This window comes from Paenibacillus sp. FSL F4-0097 (assembly GCF_038593125.1).
Lineage (GTDB): Bacteria > Bacillota > Bacilli > Paenibacillales > Paenibacillaceae > Paenibacillus_AQ > Paenibacillus_AQ odorifer.
In genome coordinates, this window is sequence record NZ_CP151965.1 from 1,430,314 (window position 1) to 1,449,113 (window position 18,800).

Annotated in this window: 19 protein-coding genes and 1 other annotated feature; of the genes, 15 read left to right on the forward strand and 4 right to left on the reverse strand. The window is 43.7% G+C overall.

Annotated elements, in window-relative coordinates; genetic code table 11:
• Window positions 1–302 precede the first annotated feature (302 nt).
• Together MHH86_RS06315 and trmB are read left to right on the forward strand one after the other, a co-directional pair.
• Window positions 303–482, forward strand: a complete 180-nt coding sequence (locus MHH86_RS06315) for a hypothetical protein (protein WP_036679526.1) — start codon at window positions 303–305, stop codon at window positions 480–482.
• 196 nt (window positions 483–678) lie between these two features.
• Window positions 679–1,395, forward strand: coding sequence for a tRNA (guanosine(46)-N7)-methyltransferase TrmB (gene trmB, locus MHH86_RS06320; RefSeq protein ID WP_036679523.1), 717 nt, complete (start codon window positions 679–681; stop codon window positions 1,393–1,395).
• Window positions 1,396–1,481: 86 nt separating this feature from the next.
• Here trmB and MHH86_RS06325 read toward each other — a convergent pair whose 3' ends face one another.
• Window positions 1,482–2,597: a UDP-N-acetylglucosamine--LPS N-acetylglucosamine transferase gene (locus tag MHH86_RS06325; protein ID WP_038569210.1), complete on the reverse strand. Its 1,116-nt coding sequence runs from the start codon at window positions 2,595–2,597 to the stop codon at window positions 1,482–1,484.
• 51 nt (window positions 2,598–2,648) lie between these two features.
• Window positions 2,649–3,176 (reverse strand): phosphatase PAP2 family protein, encoded by a 528-nt coding sequence (locus tag MHH86_RS06330; RefSeq protein ID WP_036679516.1) that lies wholly within the window; start codon window positions 3,174–3,176, stop codon window positions 2,649–2,651.
• A gap of 405 nt (window positions 3,177–3,581) precedes the next feature.
• On the opposite strand from MHH86_RS06330, the gene MHH86_RS06335 reads away from it, so the two are divergent.
• From MHH86_RS06335 to rplT, 4 genes are all read left to right on the forward strand, one after another.
• Entirely contained in the window at window positions 3,582–4,820 is a 1,239-nt protein-coding gene (locus MHH86_RS06335; protein ID WP_036679513.1) for a glycosyltransferase family 2 protein, read from the forward strand.
• 78 nt (window positions 4,821–4,898) lie between these two features.
• Window positions 4,899–5,043 (forward strand) — a sequence feature (ribosomal protein L20 leader region).
• 57 nt (window positions 5,044–5,100) lie between these two features.
• Window positions 5,101–5,598 carry a translation initiation factor IF-3 gene (gene infC / locus MHH86_RS06340; RefSeq protein ID WP_036679510.1) on the forward strand — a complete coding sequence of 166 codons (498 nt, stop codon included), beginning with the start codon at window positions 5,101–5,103 and terminating at the stop codon, window positions 5,596–5,598.
• A gap of 60 nt (window positions 5,599–5,658) precedes the next feature.
• A complete protein-coding gene (rpmI, locus tag MHH86_RS06345) occupies window positions 5,659–5,859 on the forward strand; it encodes a 50S ribosomal protein L35 (RefSeq protein WP_036679507.1) in 201 nt (66 codons plus the stop codon).
• A 31-nt stretch (window positions 5,860–5,890) separates the two neighbouring features.
• Window positions 5,891–6,250: a 50S ribosomal protein L20 gene (rplT, locus tag MHH86_RS06350; RefSeq protein ID WP_036679505.1), complete on the forward strand. Its 360-nt coding sequence runs from the start codon at window positions 5,891–5,893 to the stop codon at window positions 6,248–6,250.
• A 129-nt stretch (window positions 6,251–6,379) separates the two neighbouring features.
• On the opposite strand, the gene MHH86_RS06355 is transcribed toward rplT, so the two are convergent.
• Window positions 6,380–6,922, reverse strand: coding sequence for an acyl-CoA thioesterase (locus MHH86_RS06355; RefSeq protein WP_052096840.1), 543 nt, complete (start codon window positions 6,920–6,922; stop codon window positions 6,380–6,382).
• Window positions 6,923–7,232: 310 nt separating this feature from the next.
• On the opposite strand from MHH86_RS06355, the gene MHH86_RS06360 reads away from it, so the two are divergent.
• From MHH86_RS06360 to MHH86_RS06380, 5 genes are all read left to right on the forward strand, one after another.
• Complete coding sequence (locus tag MHH86_RS06360) at window positions 7,233–8,282, forward strand: BMP family ABC transporter substrate-binding protein (RefSeq protein ID WP_036679503.1); 1,050 nt, start codon at window positions 7,233–7,235, stop codon at window positions 8,280–8,282.
• Between the two features lie 179 nt (window positions 8,283–8,461).
• Entirely contained in the window at window positions 8,462–10,000 is a 1,539-nt protein-coding gene (locus MHH86_RS06365) for an ABC transporter ATP-binding protein (protein ID WP_036679500.1), read from the forward strand.
• A complete protein-coding gene (locus MHH86_RS06370; RefSeq protein ID WP_036679498.1) occupies window positions 9,993–11,066 on the forward strand; it encodes an ABC transporter permease in 1,074 nt (357 codons plus the stop codon). Before MHH86_RS06365 ends, MHH86_RS06370 begins: the two co-directional genes overlap by 8 nt.
• Window positions 11,067–12,023, forward strand: a complete 957-nt coding sequence (locus MHH86_RS06375) for an ABC transporter permease (RefSeq protein ID WP_036679496.1) — start codon at window positions 11,067–11,069, stop codon at window positions 12,021–12,023.
• Between the two features lie 184 nt (window positions 12,024–12,207).
• The gene (locus MHH86_RS06380) at window positions 12,208–12,537 is read left to right on the forward strand and encodes a hypothetical protein (protein ID WP_038569211.1); all 330 of its coding nucleotides are present in this window, start codon (window positions 12,208–12,210) and stop codon (window positions 12,535–12,537) included.
• A 22-nt stretch (window positions 12,538–12,559) separates the two neighbouring features.
• Here MHH86_RS06380 and MHH86_RS06385 read toward each other — a convergent pair whose 3' ends face one another.
• Complete coding sequence (locus MHH86_RS06385) at window positions 12,560–13,006, reverse strand: GNAT family N-acetyltransferase (protein WP_036679492.1); 447 nt, start codon at window positions 13,004–13,006, stop codon at window positions 12,560–12,562.
• Window positions 13,007–13,597: 591 nt separating this feature from the next.
• Between MHH86_RS06385 and ilvB the strand changes: the two genes are divergently transcribed.
• From ilvB to MHH86_RS06405, 4 genes are all read left to right on the forward strand, one after another.
• Complete coding sequence (gene ilvB, locus MHH86_RS06390) at window positions 13,598–15,340, forward strand: biosynthetic-type acetolactate synthase large subunit (protein ID WP_036679490.1); 1,743 nt, start codon at window positions 13,598–13,600, stop codon at window positions 15,338–15,340.
• Window positions 15,337–15,825 carry an acetolactate synthase small subunit gene (gene ilvN, locus MHH86_RS06395; protein WP_170914191.1) on the forward strand — a complete coding sequence of 163 codons (489 nt, stop codon included), beginning with the start codon at window positions 15,337–15,339 and terminating at the stop codon, window positions 15,823–15,825. The genes ilvB and ilvN overlap by 4 nt, the downstream gene beginning before the upstream one ends.
• Before the next feature lie 177 nt (window positions 15,826–16,002).
• A complete protein-coding gene (gene ilvC / locus MHH86_RS06400; RefSeq protein WP_036679485.1) occupies window positions 16,003–16,995 on the forward strand; it encodes a ketol-acid reductoisomerase in 993 nt (330 codons plus the stop codon).
• Window positions 16,996–17,097: 102 nt separating this feature from the next.
• On the forward strand, window positions 17,098–18,639 hold the full coding sequence (locus tag MHH86_RS06405; RefSeq protein WP_340939435.1) for a 2-isopropylmalate synthase: 1,542 nt from the start codon (window positions 17,098–17,100) through the stop codon (window positions 18,637–18,639).
• Window positions 18,640–18,800: the final 161 nt, after the last annotated feature.

Below are 18,800 nucleotides of genomic sequence, written 5' to 3' on the forward strand. Positions count from 1 at the left end.
TAATTATGGATAAGTTCCCTTATCCTTATATTTTTCTGAGACAGATGGCGTCCTTATCCCAGAGAACGCACAGCCGTTTCTTATAATCCAATACATTGTATCAAAAAACCGAGCTCGGCGTAACATTGACTCCCCATAACGGCATGAAAAATAGGCAGGAAATAAGGCGCTTTCGGCTTGAAAATGCTTACATAGTATGTTATATTCAGAGTGTGAAAAGCTGCTGTGGCATAAAGAAATTCATCCAGGAGTTCATAATTTCGTGTCGTCCGATCCATAATAATAACCGTGAGGTGATAGCAATGAATTCTCAAACGGTATATGCTGAGGGTAAAGATTCGATTGAAGTGCATTTAACGCCAGATGAAGCCCTTGCACTAACGGGCGTGGAATTTAACGGCAACCCTAAGATCAAGACAGATGCGCAGCGTAAAATTCGTAGCGCATTCGAAAAAAAGACATTTGCCACAAACACAAAGTAAATCCTGATCTGCCAGACAAGAACGAAATTTATTTCCAATATACAACAACGAAGGAATTCCTCTGAACAGCTCATTTAAGAGCTGAACCAGAGAATTCCTTTTTCTTTTTTACCGCAATCCCTTTACTTTTTGGGACAATTTCGGCACAATATTGCAAGTGACAGTTATCGTATAAGAGATAATCGGAGGAATACCTATGCGTTTACGCGGAAGAAAAGGAATACGTGAAAGTTTGGAAGAACAGACGGATTTAGTCATTCTAGATCCTCGGAGTTATAAAGGTGAGTGGTCCAAGCTGTTCGGTAACGATCATCCGATCCATGTGGAGTTCGGAATGGGCAAAGGACAGTTTATCAGCCAAATGAGCTTTAAATATCCTGATATTAACTTTATCGGAGTGGATATGTATGATGAGCTGATCCGCCGTGCTGGAGATAAGGCTAGAGCAGTATGGGAGCCGGCAGGACATGAAACACCGCCTAACCTGAAATTGGCACTTGCAAATATCGATTATGCTGAGGAAGTATTTGCTCCGGGAGAGCTTGAACGGATTTATCTTAATTTCAGCGATCCATGGCCTAAAAGCAAGCATGCCCGGCGTCGTTTGACACATCCGCGTTTTCTTGACAAATATCGCGGTTTGCTTAGCGATCTAGGTGAAATTCATCTGAAAACAGATTCCCGCAGTCTTTTTGAGTTCTCATTAAATGCCTTTGCGGACTTTGGCTTGCAGATGAAAAATATTTCTTTGGACCTACATGCAGATGGCATCATCAACGAGGATCATATCATGACAGAATATGAGACGAAATTTGTCGGACGTGGCGTGAATATCCATCGTTGCGAGGCAATTGTAGGCGCAGAAGCACTCAAACAGTATCAGGCTACCCGATTGGATAAATATCGGTTGTAGTTACAAAGCACTGCTCCATAAGGCATGCTTCAATAAAAAAGCGGCAAGTCTCCATGTGGTTTGGAGGCTGCCGCTTTTTTTATTAACTATTCCAATAATTCGATGATACTCTGAGCACATTGTAACGGGTGATAGCGAGCGATTTCTTCAAGGTGGAGTTTGCGCTTGTTTTGCACATCCTCATAGTTGTTCAAGAGGCGCTCCATCCACATTTCTACAACCTCTAAAGATTCGATGGGTTCTCCGAAGCCGGCTGCAGTAAAGTAGCGGCAATTCTCCTCCTCCTGACCGGGAAGAGGGTGATGGAAGAGCATCGGAATACCCTTTGCCAGCCCTTCACTGCAAGTCATTCCACCCGGTTTTGTAACCAGCAGATCGGAGACCTCCATTAGCTTGTGGATTTCACGCGTAAAGCCGATTAAGGAAATATTAGGATGATTATAATGCGGGTCTTCTTTCATTTCCTTTAGCAGCAGCTCATTTTTGCCGAGACAGAAAACAATTTGAATCTTGTCACGCCATTCCGCCAGACAAGCATTTACCACTTGGTCGTTCATGATTCCCCAGCCGCCGCCCATGACTAGAACGGTTGGCATCTCCCGCAGATTGAATTGCTCTCGAATCTCCTGCTTTCCGGGATGCTTCCAAAAATTAGGGTGTATTGGTATGCCTGTTACCTGAATTTTCGTGGCAGGAATATTTCGGCTGCGCAATTTGGATTTAACCTCAGGTGTTGAAACCAGATAAAGGTCTACCTCTGGGCTAATCCAGGTAGCATGCGCATCATAATCTGTTATAACGGTGACGAGCGGCACTTTTAAGGTAGGATCTAGTCTCTTTAGGCGGGATACTACAGCACCTGGAATAAAATGAGTGCAGACAATTACGTCAGGTTTCAGTTGTCTCACAATATTTTTGGCATGCGTATAAAATATACGATGCAAGGCAAGCGTGGTAAGACGATTAAATGATTTCTGGTGACGGTAGACATAACCCATTAATTTTGGCTGTGTCGTTACCGTCTTTCGGTAAGCAGACAGAATAATAGGTGCCATCTTGGGGTTTAGAAAATTTCCAAGTTCTAGCACCTTCGTTTGTAAATTAGGCGATAATTGGCGCAGACTGCTCGACAACGCATAAGCTGCTTGTGTATGTCCGGCGCCAAAACCTTCCGAGAGTATTAAGATTCTTTTTTTACGCAATGTTGATTCACCTATTCTCAAGGGTTTTCCCGGTTATTAACAATAAATGCTTCACATCCATAAGGCTATAGTACCAGCTGCTACGCAGGAACCGATCACTGCGCCAGCTATAACATCTGATGGATAATGCAATCCAAGATAAATACGAGAAAATCCGACAATACAAGCTAGCGGCAGCAGAATAACGGTCATAGCAGGAAACGCCAGCATATAAGGGACCGTAGAAGCAAAGATAGCTGTAGTATGACCAGATGGAAAAGAATGATCCTTTAATGGATTACGAAAAGTATTGGTTTCCGGTAACGCCAGATATGGACGCATTCGCGGGTACAGCTTTTTGGCGATAGCTACGGGTATATGGCTGACAGCTAGTGCTGTCAAGGCTTGTAAACCTGTAGTTCTCCAAGGCTCAGGAGCTAATACCCATATCAGTATATTGATAACAATCGTGCTTGTAGCTCCACCCAAATGAGTAAGGTAAAAGAGCCAAAAGTTCAAAAAACGATTATGCATTCGTCCGTTGATCCACTTAAAAAGATGCCGCTCCCAGAGATGTAGTTTCATGAATAAATGTCTCATATCTAATTCCCTCCGCTAGTCCGGTTACCGTTAACAGATGTTAATGCAGTAATCCGTTCTATAGCTTAGATCTGTCTTAATCATACTTTTTAAAGGTAGTTCATTTCAAGGAAAAGCTCAGGTTTACTCGAAATTTGCCAGTTTTGACTTAGAGCACTATTACGCTTTACAATGATTCAAGCAGACTAAACCTGTTTAAAAGGGTAAGAGATAAATAAGGATTCAAAAAAAGGAATCCATAGAATTCTTTTAAACAGCATATATAAAAATTGTGAAGTCTGCCGAGAATAAGAATACTCTTGGTCTATTGTTAAGGGATGCAACAAAAGGGTCAGAAAGAACGTCAAGCAAGCTAGAGAGAAAAAAAAGAACACCAAGAGTGAAAAAAGGGGGCATCAAAAGGTCATGACAGACGCACTGTTTGTTACGCTCCAAGTGATCTTGGCAGCAATCGCAGTCTATCAGTTTACGTTTTCATTATTCGGGCTGCACAGGAAAAAGAAAAAGACGCAGTATAAGCCGGAAAAATCTTTTGCCGTACTTGTTGCCGCACATAACGAGGAAGAAGTTGTCGGCGCATTAATGGAGAATCTGAAGCAGCTTAATTATCCATCAGAACTGTACGATGTATTTGTAATTTGTGACAATTGTACAGACGGTACAGCTCGCATCGTTAGAGAACACGGCATGAACGCTTGTGTCCGCACCAATGCAAATCTGAGAGGTAAAGGCTACGCAATAGAATGGATGCTTAAAGAGCTGTGGGCTATGCCGCGGCAATATGATGCTGTTGTCATGTTCGATGCCGATAACTTGGCGCATACTGAGTTCCTGATGGAGATGAATAATGATCTTTGTTCAGGTGCACGAGTAATCCAAGGTTATATCGATACCAAGAATCCAGAGGATTCCTGGATTACAGCTGCTTATGGTATTTCGTACTGGTATATTAACCGTTTGTGGCAACTTTCACGCCATAATTTAAATATGGCTAATTTCCTTGGCGGAACCGGAATGTGTTTTGAGACCACACTTCTTAAAGAAATGGGCTGGGGAGCTACAAGTTTGGTCGAGGACTTGGAGTTTACGATGCGTAGTGCAGCACATGGTGTATATCCTAAGTTCAATTATGATGCAAAGGTATTTGATGAGAAGCCGTTAACCTTCAAGGCCTCCTCAAGACAGCGTCTGCGTTGGATGCAGGGGCACTTCACTGTTGCTCGCCGTTATTTTTTTCCATTGCTTTGGCAAAGTATTAAAGAACGCAGCTTAACGAAGTTTGACCTCGCGCTTTATGGAGCGAATGTATATATTGTATTGCTCACTTTTTTAATGACGGCGGTAATGTGGGTGGATATGGCGTTCTTTAACGGACCGAATATCGCTAACATTTATGGCAGCTTGCCGATCTGGCTCAGCTTCCTAGCTATTGGCGCCAATCTGGTGACTTTTGGTATTGCGATGGCATTAGAGAAGGTTACGTTCAAGAAAGTATATGCTTATCTTGTATTCTTCCCGATCTACTTGATCTCGTGGTATCCGATTACGTTCTATGCGTTCTTCACGCAGAACAATAAGCAATGGAGCCATACCAAGCATACTCGCGTAGTACGACTTGAAGAGGTACAAAGTAAGCAGGTATAAAGTTCACGAAATTTCTGCTTAAAAGGATTGACACCCCAAATAGTGTGGTGTATAGTATTCAAGTACGCAAATCATAGGGATTGCAAGAAGAAGCACCTGCTTCTCACCTGACTGGCATATTCGCCGGCTGGTTTTGATCTCAATGCTTTATGAATGTTAATGTTCATGAACGTTGATCAAACACGGGGTGTCGGGTGTTACCGGCACCCCTTTTTTATGGAGTTACGTGAGAATAGTTGTTAAAAAGATCCGGAGGTGGAGAGTTATCAGTAAGGAACATATGATCAATGATGAAATTCGGGCCAAAGAGGTACGGTTGGTTGGTGCGGAAGGTGAGCAAATCGGAATTAAACCGATCCGCGAAGCGCTGCAAATGGCGATCGATCTTAATCTGGATCTAGTCAATGTAGCACCACAGGCTAAGCCGCCGGTATGCCGCATCATGGATTACGGCAAGTTCCGTTATGAAACGCAGAAGAAAGAGAAGGAAGCGCGTAAAAACCAGAAGGTCGTTGATATCAAGGAAGTCTGGTTCCGTGCTAACATTGAGGAACATGATTATCAAACTAAGTTCCGCAATGTGATCAAGTTCTTGGGTGAGGGCGATAAAGTGAAGTGCTCCGTACGTTTCCGCGGACGTGAGATTACACACGCGAATATCGGCCAAAAAATCCTCGAACGAGTGAAGAACGAAGTGGCTGATATATCTGTTGTTGAGCGCCAGCCAAAGCTGGAAGGCCGCAGCATGATTATGATTTTGGCTCCTAAAGCTCAATAAATCTGGAGTCACTTGCTTATCTGCAATTTGGCGCCGCATAATATTCAAGGAGGAAACACCATGCCTAAGATGAAAACACACAGCAGCCTGAAAGGCCGCTTCAAAATTACCGGAACTGGTAAAGTAACACGTTACAAAGCTCACAAAAACCACTTGCTGTCCCACAAATCTAAACGCGCTAAGCGCGTTCTGAACGGAAATCCAGTAATGGCCCCTGGGGATGTAAGACGTTTGAAACAAGGATTGGCTAACTTGAAATAGTTTATTACACATTTTTGGGAGGTTTATTAATATGGCAAGAGTTAAGGGCGGATTTGTAGTTCGTCGTAAACATAAAAAAGTGTTGAAATTGGCAAAAGGTTATTTCGGTTCTAAACACCGTATTTTTAAAACAGCTAAAGAACAAGTAATGAAATCGATGGTTTACGCTTACCGCGACCGTCGTCAAACTAAACGTAACTTCCGCAGACTGTGGATCGTTCGTATTAATGCAGCAGCTCGTTTGAACGGTCTTTCTTACAGCAAGCTTGTATACGGCCTGAAATTGGCTGGTGTAGAAGTTAACCGTAAGATGCTGGCTGATCTGGCTGTGAATGATCTTAACGCATTCAACTCCTTGGCTGGTATTGCTAAAGAGAAAATCAACGCGTAAGTGTTGTAATATAACCGAAAAGCACCGCCTGCGGGTTGCCCATGCAGCGGTGCTTTTTTGTGCGGTAAGATAGGTAGGAAGCAGCATTGGGTTTCCCTACATAAAAGAAAAAGCTCTGCGGATGCAGAACTATTCCCAATACTTTATGGTATTTAATTGAGCAGCGAGCTTTTTGCTGATGTTGCGGCGTACTTTTCGCAGCTCGGAACGTTCATTAGCGGATTCATTGATCAGCTTCTCTTCGTCTGTCTCTGGGATAATAGCTGGAACCGGAGTAGGTGTGCCATCCTCTTCGACTGCGACAAAGGTTAGAAATGAAGTGGCAGCGACAGCGCGCTCTCCAGTATATAGATTTTCTGAAATGATCTTTACAAACACCTCTATGCTTGTCCGTCCAGTCCAGGAGACGAAGGATTCAAAACATACGGAGTCAGTAGGCCGAATGGGTCTCAAGAAGTCTACAGAGTCTGTAGAGGCTGTGACGACGTTAGTTCGACAATGGCGCATAGCTGAAATGGAGGCTACTTCATCGATGCCGCTCATAAGCTTGCCGCCGAATAATGTTTTGTGATTATTGACATCATTAGGGAAAACGCGTCCGGTTTTGAAGACACGGGATTCACGGCAATATTTGAAGGCCGGTGATGTTTGTGGATTTATTTCTTCGGTCATGATCTGATAACTTCCTTTCAAGTGCAATTACTAAGGAATCATAATAATAGAAAACACTTAAGTGTGCAATAATATTTGTAATGTGTTGGAATACTATACAGAGTAAAATCAGGGTTTCTGACATTAACCAGACATAACTGTAACATGCTATGTCATGGAAAGCGGTTACTTGCTAAAAAGTGCAAATTATTATTGACCTGAGGTCATTTATGCACTGGATTTTAGATTTTATTGCAGTTATAATTTGAACTAATGGAATGTCCAAGCAGAACACAGAAGACATCCAATATTTTAAGGGGGATTACATTCAATGAAAAAAGGTTTAAAGCTATCTCTTGCAATGTTGCTGTCTCTTACAGTCGTTTTGACAGGCTGTGGAAACAACAATAACAACGCCGCTAAAGGTGAAACTAATGCAGGAACCAATGCAGGAACAAACGCACCTAAATCCGATTTCAAATTTGGTATGGTTACTGACATTGGTGGCGTAAACGATAAATCGTTTAACCAATCCGCATGGGAAGCATTGCAAGCTCTTGAAAAAGAAACAGGTAGTGGCGTTAAGTACTTGCAAAGTAAATCAAATGCTGACTATGAGCCAAACCTTAACTCCTTCGTTAAAGATGGATACAACTTGACTTGGGGTATTGGTTTTGATCTTGGCGACGCAATTAAAAAAGTAGCTACTGAGAACCCAAATGCTAACTTGGCTATCATTGATAGCGTAGTTGAAGCTCCTAACGTAGCTTCCGTTACTTTCTCCGAAAATGAAGGTTCTTTCTTGGTTGGGGTGGTTGCTGGTCTGACTACAAAAACTAACAAAGTTGCATTCATCGGTGGTCTGGAAAGCCCTGTAATCAAACGTTTTGAAGCTGGCTTTAAAGCTGGTGTAGCAGCAGTTAACCCTTCAGCTAAAGTAACACCTACTTATGCTGGTGGTTATGACAAACCAGACGTTGGTAAATCTCTTGCAGCTACATTGTATAACGACGGAAACGACATTATCTTCCCTGCTGCTGGACAAACAGGAAATGGCGTATTCAACGAAGCTAAAGCTCGTAACAAAGCAGGCGGTTCTAAAGTATGGGTTATTGGTGTAGATAAAGACCAATCCATCGAGTTTGGTACTGACGTTACTTTGACTTCCATGATCAAACGTGTAGACGAAGCTGTTCTTAAAGTTTCTAAAGAAGTAATTGACGGTACGTTCAAGGGTGGTACTACAACCGTTCTTGGTCTGAAAGATAATGGTGTAGGTATTTCTGATACTAAGGACAACGTTTCTGAAGAGATCCTGGCTAAAGTTGAAGAATACAAAAAACAAATCATTGATGGAACAATCACTGTTCCTTCCGAGTAATAGTTAGTCTCCATTTATTGCATTACAATAAGGATCAAAGAATAAGGCCGGTGTTGTGCTGGCCTTATTCCTTGTTAAAGCACTGGTTATGATATGAGGAACATAGATATACCGCCTTACAAAGGGCGGTACATCCGTGTCTATAAGGTAGTTATATATTCTGTGATGAGGGTGATTCCATGAGTGCTGCGGCTCCTGTCGTAGAGTTGAAGCAAATCACAAAACGCTTTCCCGGTATTGTTGCTAACGATTCCATTAGCTTGACGCTTAAAAAGGGTGAAATTCTTGCATTGCTTGGTGAGAATGGTGCAGGCAAGTCCACTTTAATGAATATTGTATTTGGATTGTATCAACCGGATGAAGGCAGTATTGAAATCGACGGGAAACCGGTTATTATTGATAACCCCAATAAAGCTATTGAGCTTGGTATTGGTATGGTTCATCAGCATTTCAAGCTTGTGGAGCCTTTTACGGTGACCGAGAATATTGTTCTTGGGATGGAGCCGAAAAAAGGTCTTAAAATTGACTATAAATCCGCTGCGGAACAGGTTCGGAAGCTATCGGAGCAATATGGCCTGCAAGTGAATCCAAATGCCGTTATTCATGACATTTCGGTAGGTATGCAGCAAAGGGTAGAGATTATGAAGACCCTGTACCGTGGAGCGGATATTCTCATATTTGATGAGCCGACCGCAGTACTTACGCCTCAAGAAATTACGGAACTCATGGCGATTATGAAGCGGCTTGTTGCAGAGGGAAAATCCATTATTTTGATCACGCATAAGCTTAAAGAAATCATGCAAATATCTGATCGGGTCACCATTATTAGACGTGGGAAAGTAATTGATACTGTGAATACCGCAGAGACTAACCCTAATGAGCTAGCTGAAAAAATGGTTGGGCGTGGCGTAACTTTCAAAGTGGACAAGAAAGCTCCTGAGGTTGGTCAATCTGTACTCAAACTGAAGGATGTCAGCAGTAAGAGTAAAGACGGGGTCTCCGTACTGGATGGTCTTAGCTTTGAAGTTAAAGCAGGGGAAATTCTCGGGATTGCTGGCGTAGATGGCAATGGACAAAGTGAGTTGATCCAGGCCATTACAGGTCTGCGCAAAATTGATTCGGGTTCGATTACCGTGTCTGGCAATGAAATTGCTAATTTATCACCGCGGAAGGTTTCAGAGATGAATGTCTCTCATATTCCTGAGGACCGCCACAAGCATGGGTTAGTGCTTGATTTCACCATGAGTGAGAATATGGTTTTGGAAACTTATTATAAGAGTCCTTACAACAAAAATGGCTTTTTGCAAAATGATGTCATTGATAAGTACGCAGCGAAGCTTATAGAGCAATTTGATGTACGTACACCTTCAATAGAGACCAAAGCCCGTTCTTTATCCGGCGGAAATCAACAGAAAGCGATTATTGCGCGGGAAATAGATAAAAATCCGACATTGTTAATTGCCGCACAACCTACACGCGGTCTAGATGTTGGGGCTATCGAATTTGTTCAGAAGCAACTCATAGCTCAGCGTGATCAAGGAAAGGCTGTTCTACTTATTTCCTTTGAATTGGACGAGATTATGAACGTCTCTGACAGAATCGCTGTTATCTATGAAGGGAAAATTGTCGGTGAAGTGTTCCCGCAAGATACGAATGATCAGGAACTGGGTCTTATGATGGCAGGCAGCTTGCAGCGGGGAGGTAAGGCAGTTGAATAAGTTCAAAAAAATCTTCACAACTGACAGCTACATCGTTCCTCTGGTTGCCATCGTGCTTGGTTTTCTTGTGGGAGCAATAGTTATGCTTCTGGGCGGTTATGATCCGATAACTGCTTACTCCGCACTGTTCAAACGGGTGTTTGGTAATTTGTATAACTTTGGTGAAGCTGTGCGCGAAATGACACCATTAATGCTTACAGGGCTAGCCGTAGCTTTCGCATTCCGTTCAGGGATGTTTAATATCGGGGCAGATGGCCAAGTAATGATTGGTATGACAGCGGCAACAGTGGTGGGTATTAAGATGGCAGGTCTGCCGTCCTTCCTGCTTGTCCCGCTTGCTGTAATTATTGCGGGTCTCTGCGGTGGTTTATGGGCAGGGATTGCCGGTTATTTGAAAGCAAAACGTGGGATTAATGAAGTTATTACCACAATCATGTTAAACTGGATCGCTCTTTACCTGTCGAATTATATCGTTAGAAACTTTTTGTTGCTTCCAGGACAAAATCGTTCCGAGGATATTCCGGCTTCACTTTCCATGACCTTTTTGAATTCGATATTTGATAATGCACGTCTACACTGGGGTACAGCTATTGCTCTTGCTGCAGCGGTATTCTTCTATGTGTACTTATGGAAGACCAAGCAGGGCTACGAAATGCGTGCAGTTGGTTACAATCCACATGCTGCCGAATATGCAGGGATGAATGTTGGACGTAACGTTATGAAGGCAATGTTCATAAGTGGTGTATTCGCCGGTCTGGCCGGAGCAGGAGAGGTGCTTGGTGTATTCCATTATCAAGCTATTTTCGCGGCATCGCCAGGATATGGATTTGATGGTATCGCCGTTGCTCTTCTTGGTTTAACACATCCACTTGGTGTTATTCTGGCTGCGATTCTCTACGGTACGCTGACTTATGGTTCTGCGGGTATGAGTTTTGCTGCAGATGTTCCACCGGAGCTTATTCGTATCGTTATTGGTTCAATCATATTCTTTATTGCGGCACAAGGGATTGTGCGCTGGGTGCTTAAGCCCTTTTACTTCAAGCGCAAGAAAGAGAAGGTGTTATAGATGGATCTGCAGACGTTAGGTCAACTGCTTAATACAACGCTTGTTTTTTCCACAGCGCTCATTTTTGCCTCACTTGGCGGCATCTTCTCTGAACGTTCCGGTGTCGTAAACATTGGACTTGAAGGTTTGATGATGTTTGGTGCCTTTGCGGCAGCAGTAGGCGGTTATTATGCTCAGGACGCTGGAATGGGCGAATGGGCTCCTTGGGTTGGTGTACTCTGTGCTATAGCTGTTGGTGTGCTAGGCTCACTAATTCATGCGGTTGCATCTATAACCTTTAAATCTGATCAGACGATTAGTGGTACGGTTATTAACTTTTTAGCTGCAGGCAGCACGCTCTACATGGTTAAGCTCCTGTTTGATGGATCTGCTGAAACTCCGATCATTGACGGATTCAGCAAGGTTGCAATTCCTGGGCTCTCCAAAATCCCAGTGATTGGTGAAGGGATTTTTAATTCCTATCCTACAACTTATTTGGCCATAATACTGGTCATCGTTATTTATTTGGTTCTGTTTAAGACGCCATTTGGATTGCGTTTGCGTGCTGTAGGTGAGCATCCAAGTGCTGCAGATACACTAGGTGTAAAAGTTAATCGGATGAGATATATCGGTGTAATGTTGAGTGGATTGATGGCGGGTATTGGTGGGGCTACAATCACTTTAACAACGACCGGAACCTTTGGACATAATACAATCTCTGGTCAAGGTTTTATCGCCATTGCAGCGATGATCTTTGGGAAATGGAATCCACTTGGCGCCTTTGGTGCAGCGGTATTCTTCGGATTCTCCCAAGCGATTCGCAACTATGTTCAATTGTATGAGTGGTCACAAAATATTCCTCAAGAGTTTATCTTTATGATCCCTTATGTACTGACTATCATCGTACTGGTAGGGGCTGTAGGCCGTTCCTCTGCTCCTAAGGCATTAGGACAGCCATACGATCCTGGTAAGCGATAGAAATGTAACTTTTCAAAGCCGTATTTCCGGTCTTTTCCCGGAAATACGGCTTTTTTATTAGGATCAGCAAGGATAAACATTGAGGTAGGAGGGCAAGTGTACAGGCGAAGGTCCTTTCCAACGAATAGACTGTTTTGTAGATGATGCGAATGAGAGGCGTACAAAACATTTAGGAGGGGATCATATGACTAAGCCAGTTACGAAGAAGCAAGTTATGAGACTCGTAGGTAAGCAGATCATTGCAGTAAAAAAAGACGGTACTCAGGTGACAGGTAAACTGCTGCGTGTATCCGGAAATCGTCTGATATTACAACGCGTAAGTGGTAAAAAAGTACAAACCAAAGCAATCATTCCTTTAGTGTTGTTTGATTTGCTTGCCATTGGTACAGCACCTTATGCTTTTGGTAGTGGCTATGGCGGTGGAGTACCTTATGGTGGAGGTCCTGGCTATGGCAATCCTTATGGAGGCTATGGGTACGGAGGCACACCCTATCCACCTTTCGGATTCTTTTAAGTTCAGTTGAGTTTTGATTTAATTAGATGAACCTTTTTTCCAGTTCGTAACAGAAGCTTAGGGATTGATAACGGGCTACGCTGTAGCCCAATTTTTGATAAAAGGCAAGAGCTGCTGTATTTCCTAAATCGACGGATACCTTAGCCCGATGACATCCGCGTGATAGTGCAAATCGTTCTGCTCGATCCATGAGCATATTCCCCAAGTGTTTGCGCCGTGCTGCGGGTGCTATGGCTAACATATCGATATAAAGTAAATCACCATGCAGCAGGAAATGGACAAACCCCATTGGATCACTCTCATAGTCGGGACAGGCGACTAAGGTGATACCGTGTCCCAGACGACGGGGGATATCTTTTTTGATTTTGGCAATTTCAGTCTTTGGCAAATGAGATAATGGTACAAGCTGTCGCTCGATTAAATCAAGGATAATGACGTCATCCTGCTTGGGTCGACGATAACGGATCATAGAGCGCCCCCTTTCTACGCATTGTCGTACATCATATGTCGGGAGCGGGGTGGGGGTTCCCAGCACGTAGAAGTAGGAGTTGTGACAATATTAAAAATAAGGGTATTGACTTATCCATGTTAGGAATCATATAATGTGTCTAAACATTTTATCGAACATACATGTATCGGCAATGATGAGGACGAAGTTTTAAGGGCTCTTTTGCTCAGAGAGTGTGAGGATCTGCTGCAACCTCCACCGAAATCCCTTATATACGAGCTCACCTCGGAGCTGTTTTCCTGAAAGGTCCACTGGCTAGAGTGGTGGAATTATTAGGGGAAATCGTTTAGTCCGCGTTAGGGACTTCAGGTTACAGAGATTAGGGCCCTTGCCTACATCGATGGATTTTTGTATACCTGATAAGGCGTTGCATCGCGAGATGTAATGCAAACATGGGTGGTACCACGGAAGATCAACCTTTCGTCCCTCACGCGCTAATACTGTGCGTGGGAGGCGAAAGGTTTTTTTGTTTTATAAGGAACCATTTGCTGATGTATAAAGGACGGTCCGTCATTTGCATAATGAATGTTAAATATCGGAGGAGGAATACTGATGAGCGCGCAAATACCGGAATTACGGTCTACTGAGCAGTTAAAAGAAAAATGGATGGAGCCGGAGGTCATTTCCGGTTCCGAGATATTACTCCGCAGCCTTGTATTAGAAGGTGTAGACACTGTATTCGGATATCCGGGTGGAGCTGTATTGTACATCTATGATGCATTGTACGGTTTTACGGATTTCAATCACGTGTTAACACGTCATGAGCAAGGTGCTATTCATGCAGCTGACGGTTACGCTAGAGCAAGTGGCAAACCAGGGGTATGTATTGCTACCTCGGGTCCCGGAGCAACGAATCTTGTAACAGGTATTGCTACAGCATATATGGACTCCACTCCATTGGTTGTAATCACAGGTAACGTATTCTCCAGCCTGATCGGTACAGATGCTTTCCAGGAAGCAGACATTACCGGGATAACGATGCCAATCACTAAGCATAGCTACTTTGTAAGAGATGTTGAGGATCTCCCGCGTGTTATACATGAAGCTTTCCATGTGGCGAATACCGGTCGTAAAGGTCCAGTGTTGATCGATATTCCGAAAGACGTGTCAGCAGCGAAGACGTTGTTCACACCAGTGAAAACAGTGAATCTTCGGGGCTACAATCCTTGTACAGTTCCAAACAAACTGCAGCTTGATAAATTGGTTCGTGCGATTGCGGTTGCTGAACGTCCGATTATCATTGCAGGTGGTGGAGTTATTTACTCCGGAGCACATGAAGCTATGTTCGAATTCGTGAAACGGACAGAGATTCCAATTACTACAACCTTGCTGGGTCTCGGAGCTTTCCCTAGTGCAGAAGAACTTTGGATGGGAATGCCGGGTATGCATGGTACGTATACCGCGAATAATGCGATTCAACAGTGCGATTTGCTCATTAATATCGGTGCACGTTTTGATGATCGTGTTACTGGCAGACTGGACGGCTTCGCGCCAAAAGCCAAAATCGTGCATATCGATATAGACCCTGCAGAAATCGGGAAAAATGTATCGCCTGATATTCCGATTGTAGGCGATGTGAAAACTGTATTGGAAATGCTGAATCCTGAGGTTGGACGCGCATCTAATGCTGATGCTTGGAGAACACAGATTGCTCAGTGGAAGCTAGATCAGCCGCTTCGGTATAAGGATTCAGAAACAGAGCTTAAACCACAATGGGTGATTGAAATGATCAATGACACCACTAAAGGTGAAGCGATTGTCACAACGGATGTTGGTCAGCATCAAATGTGGGCTGCACAATACTATAAGTTTAATCATCCGCGTTCATGGATTACTTCAGGCGGTCTTGGAACGATGGGCTTCGGATTCCCGTCAGCTATCGGTGCACAGATGGCACATCCTGAACGGTTGGTAGTATCGATTAATGGTGATGGCGGCATGCAAATGTGTTCCCAAGAGCTAGCAATATGTGCGATTAACAATATACCAGTCAAAATTGTAGTAATTAACAATCAGGTGCTTGGCATGGTTCGCCAATGGCAGAATCTTATCTATGATAAACGTTACAGCTTTACAGATCTCGCAGGCAGTCCGGACTTCGTTAAGCTGGCTGAGGCCTATGGCGTAAAAGGTCTACGGGCGACGAATAAGGAAGAAGCACGTGATGCATGGCAGAAGGCACTGGAAACACCGGGTCCAGTATTGGTAGAATTCGTTGTTCCAAAAGACGAGAATGTCTACCCGATGGTAACTCAAGGTTCAACCATCGATCATATGCTGATGGGGGATGAATAACAGTGACAAGACATACGATTTCTGTACTCGTAAATGACCAGCCGGGTGTGCTTCAACGGGTGTCGGGTTTGTTCGGTCGCCGCGGATTTAATATTGAGAGTATTACGGTTGGCCAGTCTGAAGAGGTTGGATTGTCCCGGATGGTTATCGTTACTCTTGGAGACCAGCATACGCTTGAACAAATCGAGAAGCAGCTCTACAAGTTAATTGATGTAATTAAAGTCGTTGATCTTGGATCTAAGCCAATGGTTGCTCGTGAGCTGGCTCTGATTAAAGTGAATGCTGATCCAAGTGAGCGTCCGGAAATTATGGGCGTTGTAGAAACCTTCCGGGCTTCAGTTGTTGATATTGGCAGCACTACATTGTTAGTACAGGTAGTTGGAGATACAGTGAAGATTGATGCGATGATCGAGCTTTTGAAACCTTATGGAATCAGAGAGCTGTCTCGCACGGGTATTACGGCTATGGTACGCGGTAACTCTTAAATATTTTATTTTGCGACTTTAACGGATTACTGCTTGATTGCATTAATCTGATATGATATGAATGAACTTCCCGCTAAAGAGCGGGAGCTTGAGGAGCAGCTAGATCTTCTATGAATCCAGTTCTCTTGAAGCACCCGCTCTTTATGATGGGTCTCAAATTAAAGGAGGATATTGACAATGGCAGTTACAACGTACTATGAACAGGATGCAGAACTTAGTGTATTAAAAGGAAAGACAATTGCGGTAATCGGGTACGGTAGCCAAGGACATGCCCAAGCACAAAACCTGCGTGACAGTGGTCTTCAAGTTGTCATCGGTCTTCGTGAAGGTAAATCTTTTGAAACTGCGAAAAATGACGGTTTTGAAGTATTGCCAGTTGCTGAAGCAGTATCCCGTGCAGATGTTGTGCAAATTCTAATGCCAGATGAAACACAGGCTTCGGTATATAAAAATGAAGTAGAACCAAACCTCAAAAAAGGCGCAGCTTTGATGTTCTCCCACGGATTTAACGTACACTTTGGACAAATCGTTGCTCCTAAAGATGCAGACGTGCTGCTTGTAGCACCAAAATCTCCAGGTCACATGGTTCGTCGTACTTATGTTGAAGGCTTTGGCGTTCCTGGCTTGATTGCTATCGAACAAGATGCAACTGGAAAAGCTAAAGAAATCGGTCTTGCTTATGCAAAAGGTATCGGCTGTACACGTGCAGGGGTTATCGAAACTTCTTTCCGTGAAGAAACCGAAACTGACTTGTTCGGTGAACAAGCTGTACTTTGCGGTGGTGTATCCGCACTGATCAAAGCTGGCTTCGAAACATTGACTGAAGCAGGATATGCTCCTGAAATGGCTTACTTCGAATGTCTGCACGAATTGAAGCTGATCGTTGACATGGTATACGAAGGCGGATTGTCCAGCATGCGCGATTCCATCAGTAACACTGCTGAGTACGGTGACTATGTAACTGGACCACGCATTGTAACTGAAGATACTAAAAAAGCTATGAAAGCTGTTCTGACAGATATTCAAGAAGGTAAATTCGCTCGTGACTTTATCCTTGAAAACCAATCCGGACGTGCTTTCCTTACCGCTACTCGCCGCAACGAAGCTGCTCACCCAGTAGAAGTTGTAGGTAGCCAATTGCGTGAAATGATGCACTGGATTAAGAAATAATCATAATCATACTTATGATTAAATAGTATTACCTTCAAATGCGGCCGTGACTTTGCGAGCCGCATTTGAGAGTTTCAGCACAATTTTTGGGAGGTGCTTAGCATGCGGAAAATTTATGTGTTCGATACGACACTGCGAGATGGAGAGCAGTCACCAGGTGTGAACCTCAACACGCGTGAGAAAGTGGAGATCGCTTACCAGTTAGAGAAGCTGGGAATTGATCGCATGGAAGCGGGTTTTCCTGCAGCTTCTCCAGGTGATCTAGCTTCTGTTAATGCGGTGGCAAGAGCTGTGAAGAACGTCACGGTAATCGGCCTTTCTCGTTCTAGAGAGACAGATATTGATGCTGTAAAAGAAGCACTACAGGGAGCGCAGGACCCTTGTATTCATATTTTTCTAGCTACATCTCCTATTCACCGCCAGCATAAGCTACGGATGGATAAGGCTCAGGTGTTGGAAACTGCACAGTCTGCTATCCGATACGCTAAAAAATATTTCCCTAAGCTCGAGTTTTCATTAGAAGACGCGGGCCGTACGGAGTATGATTTCATGGCTGAAATGGTCGGCATGGCTATCCGGGAAGGCGCTAATGTTGTTAATATCCCGGATACTGTAGGTTATTTGAATCCTTCGGAGTACGGAGCTATCTTTAAATATCTAAAAGAGAATGTGCCTGATATTGAACGCGTACAGCTTAGTGCCCATTGTCATAACGATCTTGGTATGGCTACAGCAAATACGCTGGCTGCGATTCAGAATGGTGCAGATCAGATCGAAGGAACGATCAACGGTATCGGTGAACGTGCCGGGAACACAGCGATTGAAGAAGTTGCGCTAGCGCTTGAGACACGAGCTGAATTTTTTGGCGCAAAAACATCGCTTACGTTATCCGAGATCTCTCGCACAAGCCGTCTGGTCAGCAAGCTGACAGGTATGGTGGTTCCAGGGAATAAAGCGATTGTAGGAGCTAACGCATTTGCTCATGAATCGGGTATTCACCAGGACGGGATGCTGAAAGAGAAAACTACCTACGAGATCATGACACCGGAGACTATTGGACTTAAAGAGAGCAAGCTGGTACTCGGCAAACACTCTGGACGTCACGCTTTCCGCGATAAGTTGAGTGATCTAGGGTATGATGTGTCCGAAGAAGAGCTGAACACCGCTTTTTCTAGATTTAAGGATTTGGCAGATAAGAAAAAAGAAGTATCAGATGAAGACATTTTGGCTTTTATTGAAGAGAAATTAATTGATACGCCAGAAGTCTTTAAGCTGCAAACGATGTTCGTTACTTATGGTAATGAAGCTGTTCCAACCGCCAAGGTTATTATTGCGGGTCCGGAAGACCAGCCGATTGTAGCTGAGGCAGAAGGTAATGGTTCAGTAGATGCCATCTACAATGCTATTGATAAAGCCACGAATGAGGAAGTTACCCTTGGAGATTATTCGATTAAATCGGTCTCCCGTGGTAAAGATGCGCAAGGTGAGGTTCATGTAGTACTGTCGCAGGGAGAAGTAGCTGCACAAGGCCGTGGACTTAGCACCGATATTCTGGAAGCAAGTGCCCGCGCTTATATTGATGCGCTGAACAAGCTTCTGGAGAAGCGTAAGACTTACACCAAACGTGATCACGCTAGTCTATAAGATGTACAATGTTATTTTTATTTTCCACTAAGTAGTAAATACGACAGGGATATGCGAGTTATTGCGCATATCCCTGTTTTTTTTTGCAATAAAAAGATCTCCAAGACTGCAATAGGACGCTGTTCAGATTATGTATAGATGGACTATTTACAATAGTTGTT